Genomic DNA, 23819 nt, shown 5'->3' with positions numbered 1-23819 from the left:
AACAGAAAGATCGTCACTGCACAGATAGGTTGGAACCTTGTCGCGTACAGATCATATTAACGACTACGTCACAAGTTTACACTAGTCATTAAGGACTAAAGAGGGAATGATTTCAGAATGAAGCGGTTTGTCGCAGCTTTCACCCTGCTCGCATCCACAATACTGCCAGCGCAGGCCTTTGAATATGTAGGCGCTTTTCGCGACTGGACCGTCTATCAGGACATTGTAAACGGCGAGTCCGTTTGCTTTGCCGCAACGCGCGCCGAAGACCTTGCGCCGCGCAATGTAGAGCATGGCGACGTGGTCTTCTTCGTCACCTATTTCCGAAATTCTCAGCTGCCTCAGGCCAGCCTGCGTGCGAACTTCAATTTCCGCGAAGATTTGCCCGCGACGGCGGAAGTCGGCGGTCGGTCATGGATGATGTACACGGCCCGCAACGAGATCTTCGCGAACAATTCAGACGAACGCGCCATTGAGGACGCGATCAAACGCGGCTCCGAGCTTCGTCTTGAAGCCGTATCCGAACGCGACACCGAAGTGGCCTACCATTTCTCTCTGGCCGGTTCATCCGGCGCAATCGACCGTGCCCGGTCTCTGTGTAGCTGATCACTCATAGCTGATCTGTGAACTCGGGATTTGGCCGGTGCGGCCTTTTATGATATCAGGCCGGTCTTCCGGAGATTGATACATTGACCCAGAGCCTCGACATTTCACACGCGGCAAACGCCGACCGTGCTTCCTGCGTTAAAGAAAACCTCGCAGGGATTGGTTTTGACGCGCTTAAAAAGACGCTTGAAGACCGCGGCATTGAGCCGAAAAAGGTCAATATGCGCGCGCGCCAACTCTGGCGCTGGGTGTATCATTACGGTGTCCGCGATTTCTCCGGCATGACCGATATCGCCAAAGCGCAGCGCGCAGAGTTCGAAGACTGGTTCGAGCTGAAACGCCCTGAAATCACAGAGGCGCTGGTTTCTGTTGATGGCACGCGCAAATGGCTCATCGAATATGGCCCGAACACAGAGGCCGAAACCGTCTTCATTCCGGATGTGGGCCGGGCCGGTGCGCTTTGCGTTTCCTCTCAGGTCGGCTGCACGCTGAATTGTTCTTTCTGCCATACCGGCACTCAAAAGCTCGTTCGTAACCTGACAGCGGCAGAAATCGTCCGTCAGGTCATGGTTGCACGTGACGCGCTGGAAGAATGGCCGACCTCGAACGAAAACCGCAAGCTGACCAACATTGTCTTCATGGGCATGGGCGAGCCGCTCTATAACCTCGATAATGTCGCTGAAGCGATCGACACGATCAGCCATAATGAAGGCATTTCATTCGGTCGCCGCCGCATCACGGTCTCTACAGCCGGTGTCGCGCCGCTCATTCCAGAGCTTGGCCGCCGCACGAACGCCATGCTCGCCATTTCGCTGCACGCGACGAATGACGATCTGCGCAACGAGCTGGTGCCGATCAACAAGAAATACCCGCTGAAAGAGCTGTTCGAGGCGATCCGCGAATATCCGGACCTCGGCAACTCCAAAAAGGTGACATTCGAATACGTCATGCTCAAGGGCGTGAACGATTCCGTCGCCGAGGCGAAAGACCTGCTGCGCCTGCTTCGTGGCACACCGGCGAAAATCAACCTCATTCCGTTCAACCCATGGCCGGGCTCTCAGTATGAGTGCTCTGACTGGGAGACGATTGAGAACTTTGCCGAAGTTCTGAACCGTGCAGGCTATTCATCGCCGATCCGCACACCGCGCGGCCGCGATATTCTTGCCGCCTGCGGTCAGCTGCGCTCTGAAAGCGTCAAGCAGAAAGCCTCAGACCGTCGCAAGGCTGAACTGGCCGCGAAAGCTGCAGCTGAAGGCACCGCAGCGGAATAAGCACGTTCCTAGCTTCCCATTGTGAGCAATTTCGTGTCTGGTCGCCTGACTTTTTCAGGGGACAGACATGACTTTCAGGCACGTGCTACTCGGCTTTTCCGCACTCACGCTTTCTGCACTTGGCGCGCATGCCCAGTTTGAGCTGCCCGAAGGCACAAGCGTCGAAACCAGCGTGCAGATCACCATGCGTGATGGCGCGCGCCTGAACGCGGATGTCTATCTGCCCGCACAAGGCTCAGGCCCTGCGCCAACCATTCTTGTTCGCACGCCATACGACAGCGAAATGACCTCGCGCACCAGCCTGCACCAGCAGCTTCTGGAAAGCGGGTATGCCATAGTGGAAAGCCATGAGCGCGGCCGCTATTTCTCTGACGGCACCTATGTGATGCTCAGCCATTCAGTTGAGGACGGCACTGACCTGATGGACTGGATCGTGGCGCAGGACTGGTCGAACGGCGATATCGGCACACTCGGTTGCTCGTCTTCTGCTGAGATCCAACTGCAAATGGGTGTGGCGGGCCATCCGGCGCTACGTGCAATGGTGGCCCAATCGACTGGCGTTGGCGTGGCTGAGGCAGGCCCCTTCCGCGAGCAGGGTAATTTCTGGCGCGGCGGCGTCTGGCAGCAGGGCTGGATGGATTATTTCCTCGCCTCGACAGTACAGAACTGGCCGCAACTGCCTGAAGGCCTGTCTGACGAAGAACGTCAGGCACTCACCGATGCGTTTGAACTCTCAAACCTGAACTGGGCCCGCGATAAAGCCGAGTTCGACGCCCACCGAATGGACCTGCCTATGGTGGACATCGCGGCCAATATGGGCGGACCACAGAATGAACTGCGCAGCTATCTGGAAGCAGGCCTGATAGATGACAGCTGGGGTGTCAACCGCGTCAGCGAAGGCGAGATGATCGCCGTACCGACGCTGTGGACCGAAGCCATGTTCGATATTTCGGCCCGCTCTACGGTGGCGTATTTCGACTGGAACCGCCAGGCCAACCTTGCCGAAGGGCGCAACAATCAGGCCATGCGCATTACCCAGGGCAGCCATTGCGGCCATGGCCGTATCGAAGAGGACGCGAAGATCGGCGATCTGGAACTTGGCGCCATGCGCTATGACTATGACGCCGAAGTACTTGGCTGGTTTAACCGCTGGATGATGCCGGACGTCGAAACAGAGCCGATGCAGACCGCCTATACGGCCTATCTCGGCGATGGCGGCTGGCTCACCTCGGACGAGGCGATCCAGTGGGGCGGTGAGCGCTTTAATCTTGGCGCAGGCGGAACGCTTGCGGCGCAGACAAGCGCGGCTGACACGTTCACCTATCTCTATGATCCGGCAAATCCCGTACCGAGCCTTGGCGGCGAGATTGGCGGCACAGGCACCGACCATCATGATGGCAGCTTCGACCAGACCGAACTGGAAGCCCGTGACGACGTCATTACCTTCACCTCTGAAGTACTTGAAGAACCAATGGCGCTTTTCGGATATATCGAAGTCGGCCTGTCCGTCTCCTCCGATGCATCGGACACAGACTTCACAGTAAAGATCGTCGATGTGTTCCCGGACGGACGCGCAATGAATATCGGCGATTCCATTCTGCGCATGCGCTATCGCGATGGCATGGAGAGCGAGGTCTTTATGGAAGCGGGTGAAACCTACAACGTCACTCTGCCGCCAATTTTGATGTCTCGCCGGATCGAAGCCGGCCACGCTCTACGGGTGGAGGTGTCATCCTCCAACTTCCCGAGCTATGCCCGCAACCTGAATACGGCTGCCGACCCCTACACCTCGACTGAGTTTCAGGTCGCAGAAAACACGATCCATGTGGGCGAAGGGGCGGAAACTTACATAAGCCTTCCTGTGGTCGACGAGTAGAAGCACCAACGCCCCGGAAGGCCTCAGGCCAACCGGGTGTTCAGGAATTCGAGGGATTCTGTCGCTTTATAGTGCAGGGAAATAAGTGTGCTGCGCGCGGTGTCATCGGCGCGCTCCATCACATCGGGCGGCGGATACCAATGCTGCAAGCAGCGGAAGAAGGCGGGATAGGTAGGACTTCTCATTTGTGCTCGGCACCGTTTCTCACCTGCGGTTCGAAGGCCTGCGCCTGCGCGTTCGCTTGTGAGTACGCTGATACGCGGCGCGGTCAGTTCATCTTCGCTCAACACGAAAGCGCCAGAGAGGATATGTGCCGCAAGACGGGTGGCGTGCGCCTCTGCATTTGCGATGGCATCCGGCAGGCGCTTCAGCCGCCTCATGAGGCGCGAACAATCAACGACCTGCCAGTCATAGGGCTCAAACGGGCGTGGGCTGCGCTTACCCCTGCGCCGCGCTGAGGCGCGCGGTGAGAACGCAGTAAAGCTACCCTTTGAAGGACGTTTTTCCTGATGTTCGGCAAAGATGGAATAGGGGCGTTTACGCGGCGGCGTACGCGCTGGCCGGTCAAGCCAGGCTTCCACCTCTTTACGCCCGGTTTCACTGCCCAGAAGCTCGCCAGCCAGAAACAGAAGGAAACAGCGCAGCGCATATTCGGCCCGCGCGATGAGCTTGCGGAGCGTACGCACATAGGTGTGCTCCATCTGCGTCCACGGCTCGTTATAGGTTTCGGGCGGATTGGGGTGAAGATAGCCGTCCAGATGCGCGGCGGCGCGGGTGTGAAGGGCCTTTAACTCCTCTGCATACGCCTCTGGCCCGGACGGGTCCGTGGCGGGCGCGATCACGCGATGCAGGGTGTAGGCCTCTTCTGTCATGAGGCTGATTATGGCGTCGAGGTTCTGGGGTTGGATAAGGTTTTCGACCGGCAGGTTCCAACTAGAGACACGTACCGAAAGAGAGGTCTAAGCCTGGATGCCCACCTATGTGGGCATTTTCGGTACTCAAATCGGCACTTCGCATCCACACCGCAGGTTCCCGTGGAGACGGGAACCCATGCTTAGATGGTGAAACATGCACTGGTGGCGGGGGCTAAGCTTAGATGCCCTTCTGCAAGGGCATCTTCGGTGCGTGGAGCAAATGCCTAGTGATTAAGTTGCAGGTATAGGTCGATCCAATCAGGGTTCTCTTCTTCAATGAGCCGGATTTTCCACGCCCTATTCCACTTCTTGATCTGGTATTCGCGCGTTTTGGCAGCATCGCGCGCGTCATGCAGCTCATACCAGACGAGACGATTTACATGATAGCGGCGCGTGAAAACGGCGCCGCGTCCTTCCTTATGGGCATAAACTCGCGAGGCGATATCATCCGTGTGGCCACAATAGAGTGTGCCGTTTTTCTGGCTCGCAAGCAGGTAGACGTAAAATGCCATTCATAGATTGAAGGGCAGAACGGCCATTGTTGGAAGGGCAATATTGAAACGCCGCAGGTTCCCGTGAAGACGGGAACCAATGCTTAGATCGAGAGGTATGTGCCGAAAGAGAGGTCTAAGCTTGGATGCCCACCTGCGTGGGCAGCTTCGGTGCTTGTGGCGACCCGCTCACTTAAAGCGCTTACCGTTCTCATCCCAGATGCGAACAATGCCGGACTGTGAGGCGACGGCCATGAGCGTGCCATCTTCGGCAAACAGGCGCGCTTCGCCATGCACAAAGCCGTCATGAATGCCCTGAATATGCAGGTCTGCGCACACCCATTCGGTTGGTACAATCTTGCGAATACGAATGGTGTTATCGAGCGAGTTTGCGCCCGCCTGCAGGCCCAGCGCATTGCCCGTCGCGCCCGGCACGAAATCGGCGATCACAGCCAGCATGGTGGCATCAATTGGCGTGTTCGGGTCCATCGGACGGGACCAGAGCACGGCGCGGCCATCTTCTGACAGGCCGCCCTCATTACGCTTCTTGCCATAACGGCCATGGGCAACGCGGGTGTGCAGACGCTGCTGCAGATCATCCGGCTCATCATCCACCTTCGGGCGGAAGCGCGGCAGAGCCTCGCAATCCATTGGCGGGGCCACATCCGGCATTGTGAGCCATTGATGGTCCAGCTCTTTCCCACGCGAGCCGACGGCCGCGTTCACCGTGTAAATCTCGCGGTCACCCACATGGCCGAGCACGCGCGCCTGCGTGATATTCTTGCCCTCGGTCGCCGCGCGTACATCCACATTCACCGTCTCGCCAGGCTGGGCGAAGGAGAGATACTGCGCCGTCGCCCAGATCAGCGGACGCTCATGGGTGAGCTCCAGCGCGCGGATCGCAGAGGCAAGGCCCACACCGCCAAACAGGAATTTATGCTTTGGCGGGCCCACCGAAATGCCCATGGAGACATCAAGCGTCCATTTGTTCGGGTCGTCAGTCGGGTCGAGATCAAAGAAACGGGTGGTATCAGATGCAGTCGTCATAGGGTGGAGATAGTCAGCTAAACCCGCACCGCGCAAGCCTCTCCTTAGGGAATTGCCGGTCGATTACGCCGCTAGTCGCGAAGACGGGTCGTCACGCCCTCACCGCCGCGCAGAATACCGCCAATCGTCCAGCCGCCTTCCTGCTCTGTGACGGCAATTTCAAGCTGGTTCTCACCAGCGGAAAGATAGAGCGGGACGGTATCATTAAAGCCCGCCGTGCCGAGGAAACGGTAATCCCGCGTCAGGAATACATCCGAACCGGAATAGAGAAGCGCGCCATTCAGGAAAACGCTGGCCTTATCGGAGAATGCCAGATCGAGCAGCACCATTTGCGGCTCTGGCGAATTCACCGTGACGGACGCAAAGATGGTGTTTGCCTCAGGTGAGAGCGGCGCAAGCTGGTTCATATCCACAAGCCCTCTATGGCCTGCAGACAGCGCGTCTCCATAGACAACACCCTCGGGACTGATCGCCGCCTCAGCAGGCATTGGCGCGCTGAATGACCAGTCCGCAATGAGGCCCTCTGTCGATAACGGCTCCTGCGGGGGCGGCACCAGAGCGGAAATGTCTTCCACCTCAGACGAGAAGCTGAGATTGCGGAAGCGGCGCTCGCCCCGCAAAGACCCGACGCCAATCTGCCCGGACGCAGGTTCGCGGATGAGATCGCCAACCGCAGCGACGACCTCGCCATTCACGCGCAAAATGGCCTGATCGTCAGACACGATCAGTTCTCCGCTCACCCATTCCCCCATGGTGACGTTCGTCACGCCCGCGAAACCTTCGCCCTGATAGATTTGATAAGCCTGATGCCCGTTATAGCGTGGGTGATACTGCCATGCATCCGGATTGCCCTGCTGGTGATGGCGCAGATAGAGGATTTCACCGTTTTGCGCGTCCGGCGCGCGGAACAGAAATCCGGTAAAGGCCCGCCCCGGCGACATCCAAAGCTCAAAAGTCGTGGTGCCGTTTTTGTGATCTGGAAGGTCGAGCCATGTGATGCCGTTCTCGGTTATGATCAGCTCTTCATGCGCGTGGCCATCGGCGATTGCCGGCGCAGTCAGGGCAATGCAAGAGGCGCAGATAATGCAGGCCAGTCGATACAGCATGTCGGTCTCTCCTTCGTTAGAGAGGCTCGCTCGCATGTCGGGCGCTGCGCGTATTGAAGATTTCGGCCACGCCTCGCTTTGCCTGCCATTTTGCGACCCGCTGGGCGAATATCGCTGGAATGACCGGCCCGAAGACCTGCCGCGCGGCGTGGAAAGCCTCTGGATTTATGGCGGGGCGGGCCGCACGCTGTCGCGCCAGACGCTCACCGGCCATTGGAAAACCTGCCTTGCGGTATTTCGCCGGTTCGGCTCTGACGGCCGCGCGGAAGATGTCTCGCTTCGTCTGCTCGGGCCTGTAACGCAGCCGGTCTCTCAGGACACGCCGCACGGGCTGGAGATTATCGCCGCACGGCTTTTCCCTGAATATGCGATCCCTTTGCTTGGCCTCAGGCCGTCAGAGGTTTCAGATACTAATCCGGACTGGCCGAACCATCTTGCGCTCTCGGGCGATCATCTGCGCAGGCTGGCTGAGAGCGGCGTAGCGGCAGAGACGATTGCAGTAGAGTTGCTGCGCCTCATCTCCCGTCAGATCGAGACAGTTGCACCGGTAGCGAGCGGCATGTTTACGGCGCTACAGGCTATTCGTGAGCATAACGGGCAAATGGACATCAACGCGCTGACAGAGTTTGCAGATATGTCAGCGCGAACGTTGAGACGCTCCAGCACAGACCGGATCGGCCTTTCGCCCAAAGCCTATGCGCGCTATGTCCGCCATCAAAGACTGGTCCAGACCGCGATGCGCTTCAAAACGCCTGACTGGGCGGACCTTGCCTATGACTTCGGGTTTTCAGATCAGGCGCATATGGCACGCGATGTGAAGGCCATGTCCGGCCTTACGCCTGCCGCCCTGCACAGGCAGCGGACTAGAATATGTAGTTCAGACAGATATAGCCGTTTCATCGCATGACTCCGCCCATGACTTATAGGTCTCGACCCGGGACTGATGCAGGCGTTCTCGTCGTCGCAAATTAAATGGCCGAAACAGAGCGACGCCGGCGATCCAGATGATGGGAAGGAGCCAGGAAGCTTCGCCAAAAACCGCGAGCAACAGAACAATAATGACACTGAGCAATGTCATAAGCGATAGCCATCTCGGACTTTCGCTCACGATAGTGGCGCGCTGTTGATCAAACTTAACAGTCGAATATAGATACAGCCTTCCCAACAGGTGAGATGAGAAACGGCTCTCCCGTACGTGGAAGGTCTTATCTTTCAGACCATCGCAACAGAATTCGAATTCATCTTCGAGTCTTGGTTCCAGAAATTCGTGAATTCGATCGAACCTGCGAATGGCTGGCTTCCAAATATCCAGGTCATACAGGTTCGTCGAATTCTGAGACATTGAGATAAAGACCTCTAAAACCCGTAGGCTTCTTTGTATTCAGGGTCTTTCTGGGCGACGAGTTTCGCAAGGTCGACAATGACTTTCGCCTGTTTCCAGGTCGCATCGTCCTGCATTTTACCGTCGAGCATCACAACGCCTGTGCCATCCGGCATGGCTTCCAGAATGCGTGCCGCAAACTTCACTTCGTCAGGGTCTGGTGAGAAGACCTTTTTAGCAATATCGATCTGGTTCGGGTGAAGTGACCATGCACCGTCACAGCCGAGCAGGAAGGCATTGCGGAATTGCTGTTCGCAAGCGTCGAGGTCGGAGATATCGCCGAACGGACCATACATCGCCTTGATGCCAGCAGACGCACACGCATCAACCATACGCGCAATCGTGTAGTGCCAAGGGTCCTGCTGCGCATTCATGCGCTCGCGGCCTTCGACCGGATCTTCAATCACGCGGTAGAACGGGTGGCCGCCGCCAACGCGGGTCGTTTTCATCTTACGGGAGGCTGCAAGGTCCGCCGGGCCAAGACAGATGCCGTGCATACGCGGAGAGGCCAGCGCGATCTGCTCGACGTTTTTCACGCCTTCGGCTGTTTCCAGAATCGCGTGGATGCCGATCGGCTTTTTAATGCCGTGCTTGGCTTCTAGCTGTGCCAGCAGTTGATCGACATAGTGAATGTCCCAAGGGCCTTCGACCTTTGGAATCATGAGCACATCCAACTTGTCGCCAACCTCAGCCAGAAGCGTGGTTACATCTTCCAGAAACCAAGGCGAGTTGAGGCAGTTTACGCGCGACCAGAAGCCTGTATTGGAGGCTTTGAAGTCGACCGTTTTACCGATTTCAACAGCGCCAGCGCGCGCAGCGTCCTTTGCGTCAGCCGGAATAGCGTCTTCAAGGTTTGCGAGGATCACATCGACCTTCTTCGCCATATCCGGAACCTTGGCGCGCACTTTATCAAGATGCGGCGGCACAAAGTGGATCATGCGCTCGACATTCACCGGCTGCTCACGAAGCGGCGCAGGCGCACCAATGGCGAGTGACTTGTAGAATAGCTGTGGCGGTTTCGTCGCTGACATACTGTGTTCCCCGAGGTTTGAAGATGTTTTGTATTTGAGGGGGAAACTATGTCTGCTGCACTGCAATGTGAAGGGAAAATTTCCAGATCGCCCGAAACGCCGCGCCTTTACGGGTTATTTTTTCCGCGACGACTGCGCCAGCGGGTGCGCTGCAGCAAGCATATCCGCCAGATCTTCGGTCAGAAGATGGGTGTAAATCTGGGTGGTTGAGATATCGGCATGGCCCAGCAGAACCTGCACGGTTCGAAGGTCCGCACCGCCCTGCAGCATATGGGTCGCGAATGCATGGCGCAGCGTATGCGGGGAGATTTCAGCCGCGTTCAGCCCCGCTTTCAAAGATCGGTCACGGATAATGTTCTGCAGTGTGCGCCGCGAGATATGCCCGTCCACGCCGCCAGACGGGAAAACAAACCGCTCCGCCGCGTCCCGGTTCTTTTTAGGCAGATGCGCGGGACGCTCAAGCAGCCAGTCATCCAGTGCGCGCTGCGCGGGACCGCCCACAGGACAAAGCCGTTCTTTCTGCCCCTTGCCCAGCACCCGAATATAACCGTCACGCACGGTATGAAGCGCCGCCATAGGCAGTGCGCAGACTTCTGAAGCACGAAGGCCTGCCGAATAGACAAGTTCCAGAATGCAAAGATCGCGGACATTTTTGCTATCCTCGCCTTCGCAGGCGGCCAGCAAAGCCGCCACGTCATCGCGGGAGAGAACCTTCGGGACATGCCGCGTTGCATCCGGAGACGACAAGCCTTGCGCGGGGTTGGTATCACGCAGCCCGTCTTCAACTTCAAACCGGTAGAATTGGCGAAGCGCAGAAATGCGCCGCGCAATGGTCGCCGCCGAGAAGCCTTCGTCAGACAGCGCCCTTTGATAGGCCGTCAGGTCTTCACGGTCCGCGCTGGCAAGGTCTGCTCCCTGCGTAGAGAGAAAGGCGGCCGCATCTTTCAGATCGCGCCGATAGGCCGCCAGCGTATTTTCCGAGGCGGCCCGTTCGACCGCCTGCATTTCAAGATAGGCATCAATCCGGGAGCGATCGTCCGGTGTCACATCAGTTCCTGATCTGGTGGAAGCCGAGCGCCTCAACCGCGAGCGCACGCGCCTCGGTCGTATACCCGGTTGCGCGCAACAACTCGATCACGTCGACAATGTCTTCCGGCGCATATGTATCCGGACGACGGCCAAGCGCACTGACGAGACGTAGAAGTCCCTCACCTGTTGAACCACCGCGGAGACCGGATGTGAGGAGGATTTGCGTCTGGATATCCAGCTGGTCGCCTTCTGACAGCGTATCACCTGCCGTTCCAGACAGGAAATCACGCGCCTCATGTGACAGCACACCGTCCACCATCAAAAGCGAATAGAGAAGCTCTGCTGCGGCAGCTGTCTGGCCATCACCGCTTGCCGCTTGCGCAAGCTGGGTCGATGCAAGGCGCGCAGACGCCGGAGACCTGTCCGTTCCGGACAGAACACGAAGACCATCCACCCAGGCTTTCAGGAAAAGATCCGGCTCCGGACCGCCTTCGATCTCTGACACACGCTGGAAACGGGTCGCCTGGCGCTGATCACCCGCAGCAAAAGCTGCAATAGCGAAGTATTCGCCACTCTGACCGAGCGCATCAAGGTCACGAAGACGCGTCATGACCGGAAGAAGCAGTCTGGCGTTCTCTGAGAAATGAACCGTATTTGACCCCGATTGAGCGAGCGCGCGGCGGATAGCGACAACCAGATCAGCCTCTTCTGTACCGCGGTCGGCGGCCAGTTGAAGCGCCTCATCAAGCGCGTTTACAGGCGCATTGATATCTGGCGCTTCGGTTTCGGCCAGTGCTTCACCCGCGACCGGCAATGGAGGCGCCGGAACCGGCTCGAGGCGATACGCAGAAGACCGCTCCTGCGTTGTCATCAGGCCAGCAAATGTCGCGACATCCGCCATCTGGATGCGAAGCACGCGGGAAATGTCGTTACGGCCAGAAATTTCGCGCGCAAAGCCGGGGTTCAGCCCCTGAAAGCTTTCGTCGCGGACAGGGAAATTGCCCGCAAGCGACAAAGCAGTCGTCAGGCCGGAGGCAAAGCTTGCAGCAGGCAGGCGTTCAATATCACGCTCTGTCGGCTCGGCTGGCATGGTTTGCATCGCGCCGATTGCTGTGGTGATCCACGGATCAGGTGTTCCAAGCTCTGCAGCAAGCTCCAGCGCCAGATTGGCGGACGAATAATTGCCTTCCAGCGCAAAACAACCAGCACGTGCGGCGTAGAGATAGGCGTTGGCTTCAGTGGACGCGCGAACGTTTGAGCAGGCAGACGCGAGGTTACCGCGCAGGAATTGCATTTCGATGCGCGCTTCTCGCGTTGACAAAATACCGTCTGCGTTTGGCAGCTGACGCGCAATCTCTTCATAGGCCTCAAGTTCGCCAAGGCTCCAGATCAGGCGCATACGCTGGGCAAGAAGCTGGTCTGCACCCGCCCCTTCAGGCGCGCGTGACGGCGATAAGAGCACGCGGCGAAGGAAGGTGTTCATGGTTGGCGTCAGGCCGCGTGGGTTGAGGCGCGCAAAGAGCGGCAGAAGATCTTCGGTCGTGCTGCCTTCCCACATAGTAAGTGGCAGAGCGCCGTCAGCACGGGAGATCGTACCGACACCCCATGGGTCGATATCACCGAGTCCGGTACTCTCAAGAAAACTTTGCGCCGAAGCCGTCACCGGCACAGCGCTTACCGCCAGCACGGCGGCAATGGCCGTCAGGCTCTGTTTAAACATCGAGTTCCACCTCAATACGCTGCTCGCCATTCGACGGTGGATTTTTCACCGCACTGTCAGCCAGCCAGAAGATAGCGCCGCCAATCAGGACAACCGCCAGAACGAGAATGATCAGGAAAGCTCGCATTTCAAACCTTTATCGCCTTGCATCATATTTGCTGCACCTCACCTTTATGTATAATCGCGAGTTTTGTGGAGGCGCAAAATCAGATGCGCATAAGTGAAGTGCCTACTGATACTGAAGAATCTGCCCAGAAAGTGGCAAACGGCAAAACAATTGCACTCATCGGTCTGATGGGTGCGGGTAAGTCGTCCGTCGGACGACGCCTCGCCGATACGCTGGACCTCCCCTTTTATGACAGCGACGAACAGATCGAGCTGGCGGCCGGCCTGTCTGTCACGGATATTTTCTCAGTACATGGCGAAACCGAGTTTCGCCGCGGCGAGCAGCGCGTGATTGAGCGCCTATTAGAAGGCCCGCAGCATATTCTCGCGACTGGCGGCGGTGCTTTCATGAACCCGGATATCCGCGCATCGTTGAAACAGCATGCCGTCACAATCTGGCTGCGCGCCGACCTTGAAACGCTCTGGAAGCGTGTCAGCCGGAAAGACGGACGCCCGCTTCTGAAGACCGAAAACCCGAAACAGCGCCTCGCTGATCTGCTGGAAACGCGAAACCCTGTCTATGCAGAGGCCGATATCGTGGTAGACAGCCGCGAAGGACCGCATTCGACAGCAGTCAATGCGATCCTGAAAGCGCTTGAGGATTATACCAAAGCTGATGTCTGAAACTCTGGTTCGTGTCGATCTGGCAGATCGCTCCTATGATATCGTGATTGGCGGCGAGGTTTTATCCTCCATCGCCACGCGCCTTTCCGGCATTATGAAAAAGGGTGCGCGCCGCGTTTTCGTTCTGACGGACGAAAATGTCTGGGACAATCATGGCGACGCACTGAAATCTCACCTTGCGACCGGCGGCATGGAAGCGATTGCCAATATACTGCCTGCTGGTGAGGCGACAAAATCCTTTGCCAATCTCCAGTCGGTTCTCGAATGGATGATCAGCCATGAGGCGGAGCGCAATGACGTGCTGATCGCCTTTGGCGGCGGCGTGATCGGTGATCTGGCCGGTCTGGCAGCAGGTCTGATGAAACGCGGCATGCCCTTTGTGCAGGTGCCGACAACGCTTCTTTCGCAGGTAGACAGCTCGGTTGGCGGCAAAACCGCGATCAATTCCAGCTTTGGTAAGAACCTGATCGGCCTGTTCAACCAGCCCGCTCTGGTTCTGGCCGATATCTCGCTTCTGAAAACCCTGCCACCACGCGAATGGCGTGCAGGATATGCCGAAGTCATCAAATACGGCCTGATTGACCGACCTGACTTCTTCGAGCATCTTGAAATTGCCACACCGGATATCCTGTCTGGCGACGTAAACGCTCTGGCAAATGCCGTGAAAGTCTCGTGCGAATCCAAAGCTGATGTTGTATCGGCGGATGAAACCGAGCGCGGCCGACGGGCGCTTTTGAACCTTGGTCACACATTCGGGCACGCGATTGAAAAAGCGCGCGGATTTGACGGAAGCGTTCTGCATGGCGAAGCTGTCGCGACAGGCATGTGTATGGCATACCGCTATTCCCGCGAGCTGGGCATCTGCCCGGGACAGGATGTTGTGCGCGCCGAACGACTTATCGAGACATCCGGCCTCGCGCCAACCCTCAGCGCCCTTAATACGGGCAGCTTCGAGGCTGAAGAGCTTCTGGAACACATGTTCCAGGATAAAAAAGTAGAATCGGGATCACTAACTTTGATCCTTGCGGAAGGGATTGGTAAGTCCTTTGTGCAAAAAGGAGCAGAAATTGCGCCGCTCCGCGCGTTCTTGGAGGCTGAGACGAAACTCTGATGACCACACTGTGGCCATTCGCTGCCGTTATTTTCCTGCTGTGTCTTTCGGGCTTTTTCTCTGGCTCTGAGACTGCACTCACCGCTGCGTCGCGTGCACGCATGCATGGCCTTGAAAAAGATGGCGACCCACGCGCTGCGCGGGTAAACCGCCTGCTCGCCAATCGCGAAAGCCTGATTGGCGCCATTCTTCTGGGCAATAACCTCGTCAACATTCTGGCATCCGCCATCGCGACGGCTCTCTTCCTTGAGATGTTCGGAGATGCCGGCGTTCCAATCGCTACCGCCGTAATGACGGTGCTCGTACTCGTTTTCGCAGAGGTTCTGCCGAAGACATACGCGATCTCGAACTCCGACAATATGGCGATGGGCGTATCCGGCCCGGTGACCTTCCTCGTGAAGTCGCTCGGATGGATCGTCGCTGTCATTCAGGCAATTGTCGGCGTGACGTTGCGCATTTTCGGCATTCGCACCGATGAAGGCATGGTCTCTGCGGAAGAAGAAATTCGCGGCGCGATCGACCTGCACCACTCCGAAGGCGGCGTGGAGACAGCTGACCGTCACATGCTTGTCGGCGCGCTGGACCTGAAAGACCTCGTTGTCGGCGATCTGATGATCCACCGTAAGAGCATCAATATGATTGATGCCGATGCGCCGGTGCGTGAGATCGTGATGGAAGCGCTTTCCAGCCAGCACACGCGTATCCCGCTCTATCGCGGCAATCCGGATGAAGTTGTCGGCATTCTGCACGCAAAGGACCTGCTTCGCGCCGTTGCCCCTATGCATGGCGACCTGTCAGGGCTCGATATTGCAGGCATTATGCGTGAACCATGGTTCGTACCGGAAACGCTGACCGTTCAGGAACAGCTCGATGCCTTCCTGAAAAAGCGTAACCACTTCGCCCTTGTGGTCGATGAATATGGCGCGCTTGAAGGCCTGATCACGCTGGAAGACATTCTGGAAGAGATTGTCGGCGATATCCGGGACGAGCACGATATTCCGGTTCAGGGTGTGCGCCAGCAACCGGATGGCTCGGTCAATGTCGATGGTGTCGTTACCATCCGCGATATCAACCGGGCTCTTGGCTGGAATCTGCCAGACGAGGAAGCCGTCACGATTGCCGGCCTCGTCATCCATGAGGCACAGACCATTCCGGAACCTGGCCAGCGTTTCTCCTTCCATGGCTATCAGTTCGATATCCTGCGCAAATCCCGTAACCAGATTACGGCCCTGCGCGTGAAACAGGACGAAAGTGTTTAACCCGCGACATTAAAAAAGCCCCGGCAGCAACCGGGGCTTTCTTTGTTATGGGCGTCCTCCCTTGGGGAACTCTTAGAAGCGCGCTGTCAGGGTTGCCTGAAAGGTGCGCGGATTGAGCGGCCGATAGAAGGCCGATCCTGCGAAGATAAAGGCCGTCGGCACTTCTTCATCGAAGATGTTGTTCACGTTGAGACGCAAGCTGATATTGTCCGGCATGCCGAAATCGTTCGGGCCGCCAATATCTACATAGCCGTCAAACACGGTGAATGAATCGACCGGCGCCGTTTCTGAGAATGTCGAGAAGCGCTCGCCAGTAAACTTACCGGACAGGTTCGCAACCAGCCACTCGGTCGGCTCGTAGGTCACGCCGCCCGTGATGATCCAGTTCGGGCTATCCGCAAGCTCAAGACCATTGGCATCCTCAGTGCTGTTATAGGTGAGGTTACCGTTGAAATAGAGCATGTCGTTGAAATAGTCCGGCTGGTAAACGCCGGACAATTCAACACCATAAGCCGTCACTTCACCGCCATTGATGTAGAACGCTTCAGGCTGGCCAGTGGCCGGGTTGATCACGCTCGCTGCGAGAAGCTGGTTATCGAACGAGGTGTAATAGGCCGTCGCCGCACCAAAGAACTGCGAACGATTGGTACGAATACCAATTTCAAAGTTCTCGGCTGTTTCACCTTCAGGGGCCGGAAGCGGTGTCGACGTTGCGTTGTCGAAAATATCGTCTGCACCGCGTGGCAGAGCGAAGTTCTGAGACCACGAACCGAAAATCTGATCCGTTGCGTTCAGATCGTAAACCGCACCGATCATAGGCAGGAAGTTTTCTTCATACTCAGCGGCAATTGATTGCGGCCCGTAGCCCTGAAGACTTCCACCCGGCGCGGTCGCATCACGGATCGCATAGTCATTGAAGTCACGATAACCGTTGAGGGTGTAGTCGACCGACAGGCTCTTAATGCCGACTTCCACATTCAGGCGATCATCAAGGAAGCTCATGACGTCAGAGATATAGAGCTGCGTTGTTTCACGTGTCGTGGTGTAGTTCCGGCGGAAATAAGCGACCTCGTCAAACAGCACGGCGCCATTCTGACTACCGCCAACCTTGTTCAGGCGTAGCTGCGTCCGGTTATAGGTTTCGTCCTCAACCCAGAAACCGGCGGAAATCGTATGGTTCGCAATGCGCCATTCGCCACCTGCAAGGAAGCCTTCACGTTCGCCGCCAACGGTGGAGAGGCCGTACTGGACACCCCGCGGGAATACGACATTAAGGCCCACATTGCTCTGATCGTTATAGCGACCCAACGTGTTGGAGAAGCCATCCGGCGACACGCCAAAACCGTCTTTGTCTTCCAGATAATAGGTCGCGAAGACATCGATGCTGTCAGTCAGATCGGTTTCGAATGTCAGGTGATAGAGAGAGTCCTGCCGGATATTGATCCTGTCCTCGAAGTAAGAGGTACAGGTTGAACCGATAAAGGTTGGTGAGAAGTCATTGCTGTCAGCAACGCCGTCTCCGTTATAATCAAACGGATAAATCAGATCGCCATTCGCATCGGTGTAAGGCTGAATACAGCCATCAGGAATGGTGGCGGAGTAGCCAGAGTAATAATCGTTCTCGAACCTGCTGGCCGGCCCCGACGGAGAGTCATAATCGAAGAACTCGTTGGCGACATATCCGAACGTCAGGGATGTTGTGTCATCCCATTCATAGACCGCCTTGCCCTCAAGGTGTTCGCGGTCGATGGAGCCTGCGCCGCGCCAGAGGCCTGAGTCCGTTTTCGACCGCGAGAAATAGGCCGAGAAGCCATTAATGTCGCCCGTATCGAGGCGAATAAAGCTGCGTTCCAGATCGTCATCACCGATCGTGTAGGAAATCATTCCACCCAGCTCATCGGCCGGATCTGTTGTGTTGTAGGACACAATGGGACCAAGCGATGAATAGCTTGGAAGCGAGACATCGCCTGCACCAGGCGACGCCACGACAGAGCCGAGATTCTCATTGTCCACATAACGGAAAATCGGGCTGCCACCGAAGGCGTCGGAACGACCCATCGGCACACCGTCCAATACGAAGCCGATCTGCTGCAGGTTAAAGGAGCGGACAGTGACCGAGTTACCGAACTCGTACAGCCCGAGCGCGCCATCCGTCTGAACGTTGAAGCCCGGCAGAGATTCCAGCATTTTCAGACCCGAAATACCGGACGGCGCCGACAAAAGTTCTTCGCGGGTTACAGCAACAGTATTCGTTGCCTCACCAAGGCCAATAGCCTCATCGTTTTGAGAAATCCGGCGCCCTTCGACTGTCACAGTCGTCAGCCGGTTTTCTTCATCGCCAGCATCCTGCGCATAGCCTGCAAATCCCGTCAGGCCGAATACAGTCGTCAGTGCTATTGCACGAAGAGATTTCTTGAAGTGTTTCGCTCTTGTCATCCGTGTCACCCCTTTGTCTGTCACAAATGTTCAGAAAAGGGTGACGCGAATATTATAACTCTACAATAGAATAATGCTTATTCCCAAATGTTGAGCTATTTGTTTAAACACACTGACCGAAGACTACGCATATTCACAGAATTCATGACCTCCAGAAGCATTTCACGCGAATGTGATTTCCACTATTATTTGCACACTTTATCGCCAAACCTCTGATTTGCGCCGATTATTTCACCAATCCCGATTTTGGCCGTCTCAATAATCAAGCAGAGCTGATCATCAAACAGGCGCGCCTGAAGTCAGTGCCCACCGCCGCCTGATTTGCTGGACGCCGCATCAAAGTTCAGAATAGGTTCGGAAAACTCCGGAGGTATGGACCAGATGATGACACCCTTCAAAAGCACGACAGCAGGCCTTGTGTCTGTACTCGCCCTCGCGGCTTGCCAGACAGCGACAAGCCAGGAACCAGTCGCAGAGCCAGATTTCATGGAACAGCATCAGGGACTGATCATCCTTGATACCCACCTTGATACGCCTGCTAACCTCGTCCAGCCGGGCTTTGATATCATGGAGCGCCATGATGCGGCGCTGGATTACTCTCAGGTAGACTGGCCGCGTATGGAAGAAGGCGGGCTCGACGGTGGCTGGTGGGTGCTCTACACGCCGCAAGGCCCGCTGGATGAGCGCTCTTACCAGCTGACGCGCGATGTCGCGATTATGCGCGCCGTTGCCGTACGTGAGATGGTTGCGGCAAACCCTGACGAATTCGAGATGGCTGACACAGCCGCAGACGCGCGACGCATTGCCAATGAAGGCAAGAAAGTCGTGATGATGAGCATTGAGAACAGCTATCCGCTGGGCACAGACGTCTCCCTGCTTGAGACATTCTATAATCTCGGCGTTCGCATGGTTGGTCCGGTTCACTTCCGGAACAACCAGTTTGCCGATTCCGGCACAGACATCCAGCAGGCCTATGGCGGGCTTTCTCCACTGGGTGAAGAGCTCGTCCGCGAAGCCAACCGTCTCGGCATGGTGCTCGACGGGTCCCACGCCGCTGATGACGTGTTTGATGACCTGATCGAGCTGTCCGGCGCGCCAATTATCCTGTCGCACTCCGGCACCAGCGCGATCTATATGCACCCGCGCAACATTGATGATGAGCGCCTTCGCACGCTGGCAGAACATGGCGGCGTGATTCAGATCAACGCGCTTGGCAGCTATCTGAAGCAGTTTCCTGAAAATCCGGAACGTGATGCAGCCATGCGTGCCATGCGCGCCGAGTTCTCAACCTCTCCTGCAGACATGACGGAAGAGGAATATGAAGTTTACATCGCCCGCCGGAACGAAGTCGACGCCCAGTTCCCGCCAGAGCGCGCGGACTTTGAAGACTTCATGGAGCAGCTCCTCCACGCGCTTCGCGTCATCGGGCCTGAGCATGTCGGCATTGGCCCGGACTGGGATGGCGGCGGCGGCGTGATTGGCCTGGAAGATGTCTCTGATTATCCGGCCATCACACAACGCCTTCTGGACGAAGGCTATAGTTGGGACGACATCGGCAATATTATGGGCGGCAACTCGCTGCGCGTTCTGGAAGCCGCTGAATCGCATGCGGCCGAACTGGCGGCCGCAGCGACAACCGAATAACGCCTAAGCGGCTTTCGTTTTCATACGCAATGCATGAAGCCCTGTGTCGAATTCCTCGCGCAGGGCTTCATTTATCATGCGCTGGGCTTCAACGCGGCTCTTGCCAGCGAAGGCCTCAGACACAATTTCCACATAGAAATGGGATTCGCCCTCATCCCCTGCGCCGGCATGACCAGCATGCGTATGGGATTCATCGACCACCTTCAGATCAGAAGGGTTAAAATCGGCACGAAGGCGCACCTCTATTCGATTTTGTCTGCTTGTCAATTCTTGCCTCTTTTCGCGTATCGGAGCATTATCGCTTTATGACATCTGCGTATGAATACCGCCCAAAGTTCAAAGACATCTCTATCGGCGCTTCCAAGAAACGTCGAGGAAAGTCTGGTACTGCTGAATCCGAGCCGGAAACAGAAGCTGTTACCTGCGAACATAAGGGCTGCGATGCAGCCGGCGATTTCAAATCGCCCAAGCATGGCGGTGGCCACCACAATTTCTGTCAGCGTCACGCGGCAGAATATAATAAAAAGTGGAACTTCTTTGACGGCATGACCGAGTCGCAGGCGAAAGCCTTTTCGGAGAAGGCTGCTTATGGTCACCGTAAAACGTGGAAATTCGGCACTGGCCCGAATGGTGCGCAAACGAAGCTGCGTTCCGGTGACCCGCGCATGTGGGCGGCAAGCCATGGCGTTGATGAAAACGCGCTGAAGGCCTCTCGCAAGCAGACAGGCCGCACGCGCCTTCAGGTCCGCGCACTTGCAGATCTCGATCTGCCGGAAACAGCAGGTCCGACGGAAATCCGCGAGCGCTATTCCGAATATGTCAAAAAATTCCACCCGGATGCCAATGGCGGCGACCGCTCGTCCGAGCATAAGCTTGCACGCGTGATCAAAGCCTTCAAAACCCTGAAAGCTGCTGGCCTGACTGGCAGCGACTAAGGGTTTTATCCCTTCCCGCATTCGTCTGGTGAGACATAGCGCCCATTTTCCTCGCTGGGGAATGGACTTTCCGACTTTGCGGGCTAGAACTGCTTTCAGAAAATCTGAGGAAACTGCTGCATGTCTGTGATCACTGACGCTCCTGAACTGGAAACACTAACACCTGACCTGAAGGTCAGCGTGCGCGACGTGTTCGGCATTGATTCAGACCTCGTGGTCGACGCCTTCTCCAGCAAAACGGAGTATGTGCCGGAAGAAGATCCTAATTACCGGTTCGACCCGCAAACCACAATGGCGATCCTTGCTGGCTTCCAGCATAATCGCCGCGTCATGGTTCAGGGCTATCACGGCACAGGTAAATCCACACACATCGAGCAGGTTGCAGCACGCCTGAACTGGCCGCTCATCCGCGTGAACCTCGACAGCCACGTCTCCCGTATCGACCTTGTCGGTAAGGACGCAATCGTTCTGAAAGACGGTCAGCAGGTAACTGAATTCCGCGAAGGCATTCTGCCATGGGCGCTTCAACGCCCTGTCGCAATCGTGTTTGACGAGTATGACGCTGGCCGTCCGGACGTTATGTTCGTTATCCAGCGTATTCTGGAGGCTTCAGGCCGCCTGACACTGCTCGACCAGAACCGCGTCATCGCGCCGAACCCGTTCTTCCGTCTGTTTGCGACGACGAACACTGTCGGCCTTGGTGACACAACGGGCCTTTATCACGGTACACAACAGCTAAACCAGGGCCAGATGGACCGCTGGTCTATCGTGACCACGCTCAACTATCTCGATCACGATGCTGAAGTTGAGATTGTCAGCTCCAAACTGCCAAACTTCAGCAAGGAAGACCTCGACAAGATGGTTCGCCTTGCAGACCTCACACGTAACGCCTTCATGAATGGTGATCTCTCCACCGTCATGAGCCCGCGTACTGTGATCACATGGGCTGAAAACGCTGAAATCTTTGGCGATATCGGTCAGGCCTTCCGCGTGAGCTTCCTCAATAAGTGTGACGAGCTTGAGCGCCCCACTGTCGCTGAATTCTATCAGCGCTGCTTTGATCAGGAACTGCCGGAAAGCGCAGTTATGATTCAGGTCGCCTAAGCGCGAGCCTTTCCAGAACACTCTATTCCAACGCACCGGCGAATAAAAAACCTCGCCGGGCGACGCTACGTCACGGATTGTCGCTCTAAAATCTGCGTGTTTCACTTCCTGAAAATATAAGGGAGGCACGCTATGAGTGATGCAGGAAAAGAACCGCAGACGCTATTTTCAGTCGATGATGCAGGCATTGCGACGCTCACGCTGAACAACCCGAAAACCTTAAACGCCCTGAGCCCGCAAATGCTGGAAGAGCTGAATGCGCATCTGAATGATGCGGCGCTCAATCCGGATATTCGCGTGCTGATCCTCACCGGTGCAGGCAGGGGCTTTTGTTCTGGCGCAGACCTGTCACCAAAACCGGGGGCGCGTACGCCTGCAACGCCTGCAGAGCGCGGCGAGTTTACCCGCCAGAACATGCATAACGGCTTCAATCTTGTCGCCAAGCGCCTTATGAACCTGCCTTTCCCTACCATAGCCCGAGTGAATGGCGTCGCAGCTGGTGCAGGCTATGGCCTCGCGCTGGCAGCAGACCTCACCATCGCGGCGGACAGCGCCAAATTCATTCTCGTCTTCACCAACCAGCTGGGGCTCGTGCCGGATGTGGGCGCAAGCTGGCACGCCCCGCGCGCTATGGGCCGGGCTAAAGCCATGGCTGCGGCCTTTTTCGGCGACAAGATGAGCGCCCAAGATGCCGAAAAAGAAGGCCTGATCTGGAAATGCGTTGCAGATGATGCGCTCGATACGGAAGTCTCGGCCGTCGCCACCCGTCTCGCCAACGGCCCGACAAAAGCCTATCCCGAAGTGCGCCGCCTGTTTGACGCGGCCTCCACGCAGGACATTCACGCCCAGCTCGACATGGAAGCTGAAGTCCAGCCAAAGCTTGCCGCGACTGAAGACTATGTCGAAGGCATTCGCGCCTTCCTTGAGAAGCGCAAACCGGAATTCAAAGGCCGCTAACCAGCGGCCTGCTCATCCTCTTTGGACTTTCGAAGATACCAGTTTCCCTTATGCAGGAATGGCTTCTCAACAAAGTTCCAGAGAAGGATTGCAGCAATCATCGTCCCAATGGCGGAGACAACATAGCCAAGCGCCATGGATGTCTGAAACACGCCCAAAGCAATAACCGTCTGCGTGACAGGGAAGTGCGCGCCATACATACCGTAAGAAAAGTCGCCGAAGCGGGCTGCGTTAAGCTCAGGTCCCGGTGACAAGGCAATCGCGGCAATCAGGCATGCCAGAGTCAGCGCGCGGATCGGCTCAAGCGCGGGCAGATAAGAAGCAGCAAGGCCAATAACGCCAATCAGCGCAACCACCCCCCAGCGTTTACGCGCAATATCTCTGAACTCCCAGAGCAGCATACCGGCGACGAAATAGCTCATCTGCCCCGGAAGCTGCCGGCTCAGCTGAACGATCATGCCAGATCCATTCGCCATGCCGTATTGTTCCAGCCCGATCCGCCAGATTTCAGAGGCGATGTAGATCAGGCCGAGCAGAACAAACCTCAACTTTCCGAGACGGTTCAGCATCCAGACGAGGATCGGCAACACCATGTAGAACATGACCTCGATCTTCACCGTCCAGAGCGCGCCATTTACGGCCGTAAAACGCTGGCCTTCAAACACGCCCGGCAGGTCTGGCTGGAGGAAATTCAGGAAAACGAGATTGTAGCCAATATATTTCGCCGTCGTCGCAAGGTCTTCACGTGCCGCCGGCACCAGAATGAGCGCGGTAATCGCGCAGGTCATCACGATTACAAAATAGGCCGGATAGAGGCGCCGTGTGCGTTTGGCGGCATAGCTGGCGACAGACGAGCTGCGCTCTAAAGACCCCAGAACCAGCGCGCCGGAAATGACGAAGAAGCCCTGAATCGCGACGCGGCCAAGCGTCTCAAGGAAGAAATACTCCATCTCTGGCGAAATGCCGAAGCCGGGTAAAACAATCACATGGCAGCCGAAAACAATCGCAGCAAAAACAAACCTTAAAAGGTCATATCGATTGGTCTGACGCACTGTGTTCCCCCAAAAAAGCCGCAGCTGATTCCTGCCTTACGCTTCAATTCACTATAAAAC

22 protein-coding genes are annotated in these 23819 nt (G+C 56.7%); 11 read left to right on the top strand and 11 right to left on the bottom strand.

Annotation, left to right across the window (positions count from 1 at the left end; genetic code table 11):
- Positions 1-117 precede the first annotated feature (117 nt).
- The 3 genes from P1U45_RS05175 to P1U45_RS05165 all read left to right on the top strand — a co-directional run bounded on the left by P1U45_RS05175 (position 118) and on the right by P1U45_RS05165 (position 3753).
- A complete protein-coding gene (locus P1U45_RS05175) occupies positions 118-606 on the top strand; it encodes a hypothetical protein (RefSeq protein WP_293616622.1) in 489 nt (162 codons plus the stop codon).
- An 83-nt stretch (positions 607-689) separates the two neighbouring features.
- Complete coding sequence (rlmN, locus tag P1U45_RS05170; RefSeq protein ID WP_293616621.1) at positions 690-1877, top strand: 23S rRNA (adenine(2503)-C(2))-methyltransferase RlmN; 1188 nt, start codon at positions 690-692, stop codon at positions 1875-1877.
- Positions 1878-1944: 67 nt separating this feature from the next.
- The gene (locus P1U45_RS05165; protein WP_301057883.1) at positions 1945-3753 is read left to right on the top strand and encodes a CocE/NonD family hydrolase; all 1809 of its coding nucleotides are present in this window, start codon (positions 1945-1947) and stop codon (positions 3751-3753) included.
- A 23-nt stretch (positions 3754-3776) separates the two neighbouring features.
- On the opposite strand, the gene P1U45_RS05160 is transcribed toward P1U45_RS05165, so the two are convergent.
- The 4 genes from P1U45_RS05160 to P1U45_RS05145 form a co-directional block, all read right to left on the bottom strand.
- A complete protein-coding gene (locus P1U45_RS05160; RefSeq protein ID WP_301057881.1) occupies positions 3777-4625 on the bottom strand; it encodes a hypothetical protein in 849 nt (282 codons plus the stop codon).
- Between the two features lie 266 nt (positions 4626-4891).
- Positions 4892-5179: a GIY-YIG nuclease family protein gene (locus P1U45_RS05155; protein ID WP_301057880.1), complete on the bottom strand. Its 288-nt coding sequence runs from the start codon at positions 5177-5179 to the stop codon at positions 4892-4894.
- A 168-nt stretch (positions 5180-5347) separates the two neighbouring features.
- The gene (locus tag P1U45_RS05150; RefSeq protein ID WP_301057878.1) at positions 5348-6205 is read right to left on the bottom strand and encodes an acyl-CoA thioesterase domain-containing protein; all 858 of its coding nucleotides are present in this window, start codon (positions 6203-6205) and stop codon (positions 5348-5350) included.
- A gap of 71 nt (positions 6206-6276) precedes the next feature.
- Complete coding sequence (locus P1U45_RS05145) at positions 6277-7311, bottom strand: hypothetical protein (protein ID WP_301057876.1); 1035 nt, start codon at positions 7309-7311, stop codon at positions 6277-6279.
- 34 nt (positions 7312-7345) lie between these two features.
- Here P1U45_RS05145 and P1U45_RS05140 point away from each other — a divergent pair, with 34 nt between their 5' ends.
- Entirely contained in the window at positions 7346-8218 is an 873-nt protein-coding gene (locus P1U45_RS05140) for a helix-turn-helix domain-containing protein (protein ID WP_301057874.1), read from the top strand.
- A 449-nt stretch (positions 8219-8667) separates the two neighbouring features.
- On the opposite strand, the gene P1U45_RS05135 is transcribed toward P1U45_RS05140, so the two are convergent.
- The 4 genes from P1U45_RS05135 to P1U45_RS05120 form a co-directional block, all read right to left on the bottom strand.
- A complete protein-coding gene (locus tag P1U45_RS05135; RefSeq protein ID WP_301057872.1) occupies positions 8668-9723 on the bottom strand; it encodes a CoA ester lyase in 1056 nt (351 codons plus the stop codon).
- 114 nt (positions 9724-9837) lie between these two features.
- Positions 9838-10770 (bottom strand): site-specific tyrosine recombinase XerD, encoded by a 933-nt coding sequence (locus P1U45_RS05130; protein ID WP_301057870.1) that lies wholly within the window; start codon positions 10768-10770, stop codon positions 9838-9840.
- Position 10771: 1 nt separating this feature from the next.
- On the bottom strand, positions 10772-12472 hold the full coding sequence (locus P1U45_RS05125) for a hypothetical protein (RefSeq protein ID WP_301057868.1): 1701 nt from the start codon (positions 12470-12472) through the stop codon (positions 10772-10774).
- Positions 12465-12599 (bottom strand): hypothetical protein, encoded by a 135-nt coding sequence (locus P1U45_RS05120; protein ID WP_022693848.1) that lies wholly within the window; start codon positions 12597-12599, stop codon positions 12465-12467. Before P1U45_RS05120 ends, P1U45_RS05125 begins: the two co-directional genes overlap by 8 nt.
- A gap of 83 nt (positions 12600-12682) precedes the next feature.
- Between P1U45_RS05120 and P1U45_RS05115 the strand changes: the two genes are divergently transcribed.
- The 3 genes from P1U45_RS05115 to P1U45_RS05105 are packed head-to-tail and all read left to right on the top strand — an operon-like array spanning position 12683 to position 15631.
- Entirely contained in the window at positions 12683-13261 is a 579-nt protein-coding gene (locus tag P1U45_RS05115) for a shikimate kinase (RefSeq protein WP_301057866.1), read from the top strand.
- Positions 13254-14372, top strand: a complete 1119-nt coding sequence (gene aroB / locus P1U45_RS05110; protein WP_301057865.1) for a 3-dehydroquinate synthase — start codon at positions 13254-13256, stop codon at positions 14370-14372. The genes P1U45_RS05115 and aroB overlap by 8 nt, the downstream gene beginning before the upstream one ends.
- Complete coding sequence (locus tag P1U45_RS05105; RefSeq protein ID WP_022693845.1) at positions 14372-15631, top strand: HlyC/CorC family transporter; 1260 nt, start codon at positions 14372-14374, stop codon at positions 15629-15631. Before aroB ends, P1U45_RS05105 begins: the two co-directional genes overlap by 1 nt.
- A gap of 72 nt (positions 15632-15703) precedes the next feature.
- Here P1U45_RS05105 and P1U45_RS05100 read toward each other — a convergent pair whose 3' ends face one another.
- Positions 15704-18067, bottom strand: coding sequence for a TonB-dependent receptor (locus tag P1U45_RS05100; RefSeq protein ID WP_301057863.1), 2364 nt, complete (start codon positions 18065-18067; stop codon positions 15704-15706).
- A 372-nt stretch (positions 18068-18439) separates the two neighbouring features.
- On the opposite strand from P1U45_RS05100, the gene P1U45_RS05095 reads away from it, so the two are divergent.
- Positions 18440-19711 carry a dipeptidase gene (locus tag P1U45_RS05095; protein WP_301057861.1) on the top strand — a complete coding sequence of 424 codons (1272 nt, stop codon included), beginning with the start codon at positions 18440-18442 and terminating at the stop codon, positions 19709-19711.
- A gap of 3 nt (positions 19712-19714) precedes the next feature.
- Here P1U45_RS05095 and P1U45_RS05090 read toward each other — a convergent pair whose 3' ends face one another.
- Positions 19715-19978, bottom strand: a complete 264-nt coding sequence (locus tag P1U45_RS05090; RefSeq protein ID WP_022693843.1) for a BolA family protein — start codon at positions 19976-19978, stop codon at positions 19715-19717.
- A gap of 38 nt (positions 19979-20016) precedes the next feature.
- On the opposite strand from P1U45_RS05090, the gene P1U45_RS05085 reads away from it, so the two are divergent.
- From P1U45_RS05085 to P1U45_RS05075, 3 genes are all read left to right on the top strand, one after another.
- Positions 20017-20646, top strand: a complete 630-nt coding sequence (locus tag P1U45_RS05085; RefSeq protein WP_293609030.1) for a J domain-containing protein — start codon at positions 20017-20019, stop codon at positions 20644-20646.
- 120 nt (positions 20647-20766) lie between these two features.
- Positions 20767-21750 carry a cobaltochelatase subunit CobS gene (gene cobS, locus P1U45_RS05080; protein WP_301057859.1) on the top strand — a complete coding sequence of 328 codons (984 nt, stop codon included), beginning with the start codon at positions 20767-20769 and terminating at the stop codon, positions 21748-21750.
- 132 nt (positions 21751-21882) lie between these two features.
- Positions 21883-22707 (top strand): enoyl-CoA hydratase-related protein, encoded by an 825-nt coding sequence (locus P1U45_RS05075; protein ID WP_301057857.1) that lies wholly within the window; start codon positions 21883-21885, stop codon positions 22705-22707.
- Here the strand turns inward: P1U45_RS05075 and P1U45_RS05070 are convergent.
- Positions 22704-23759 carry an acyltransferase gene (locus P1U45_RS05070; protein WP_301057855.1) on the bottom strand — a complete coding sequence of 352 codons (1056 nt, stop codon included), beginning with the start codon at positions 23757-23759 and terminating at the stop codon, positions 22704-22706. The genes P1U45_RS05075 and P1U45_RS05070 overlap by 4 nt on opposite strands.
- Positions 23760-23819 lie beyond the last annotated feature (60 nt).

The organism is Ponticaulis sp., assembly GCF_029210165.1.
Taxonomy (GTDB): Bacteria; Pseudomonadota; Alphaproteobacteria; order Caulobacterales; family Hyphomonadaceae; genus Ponticaulis.
Note: the sequence above shows the minus strand (reverse complement) of the source record. Positions and strands in the feature narration are given on the sequence as shown.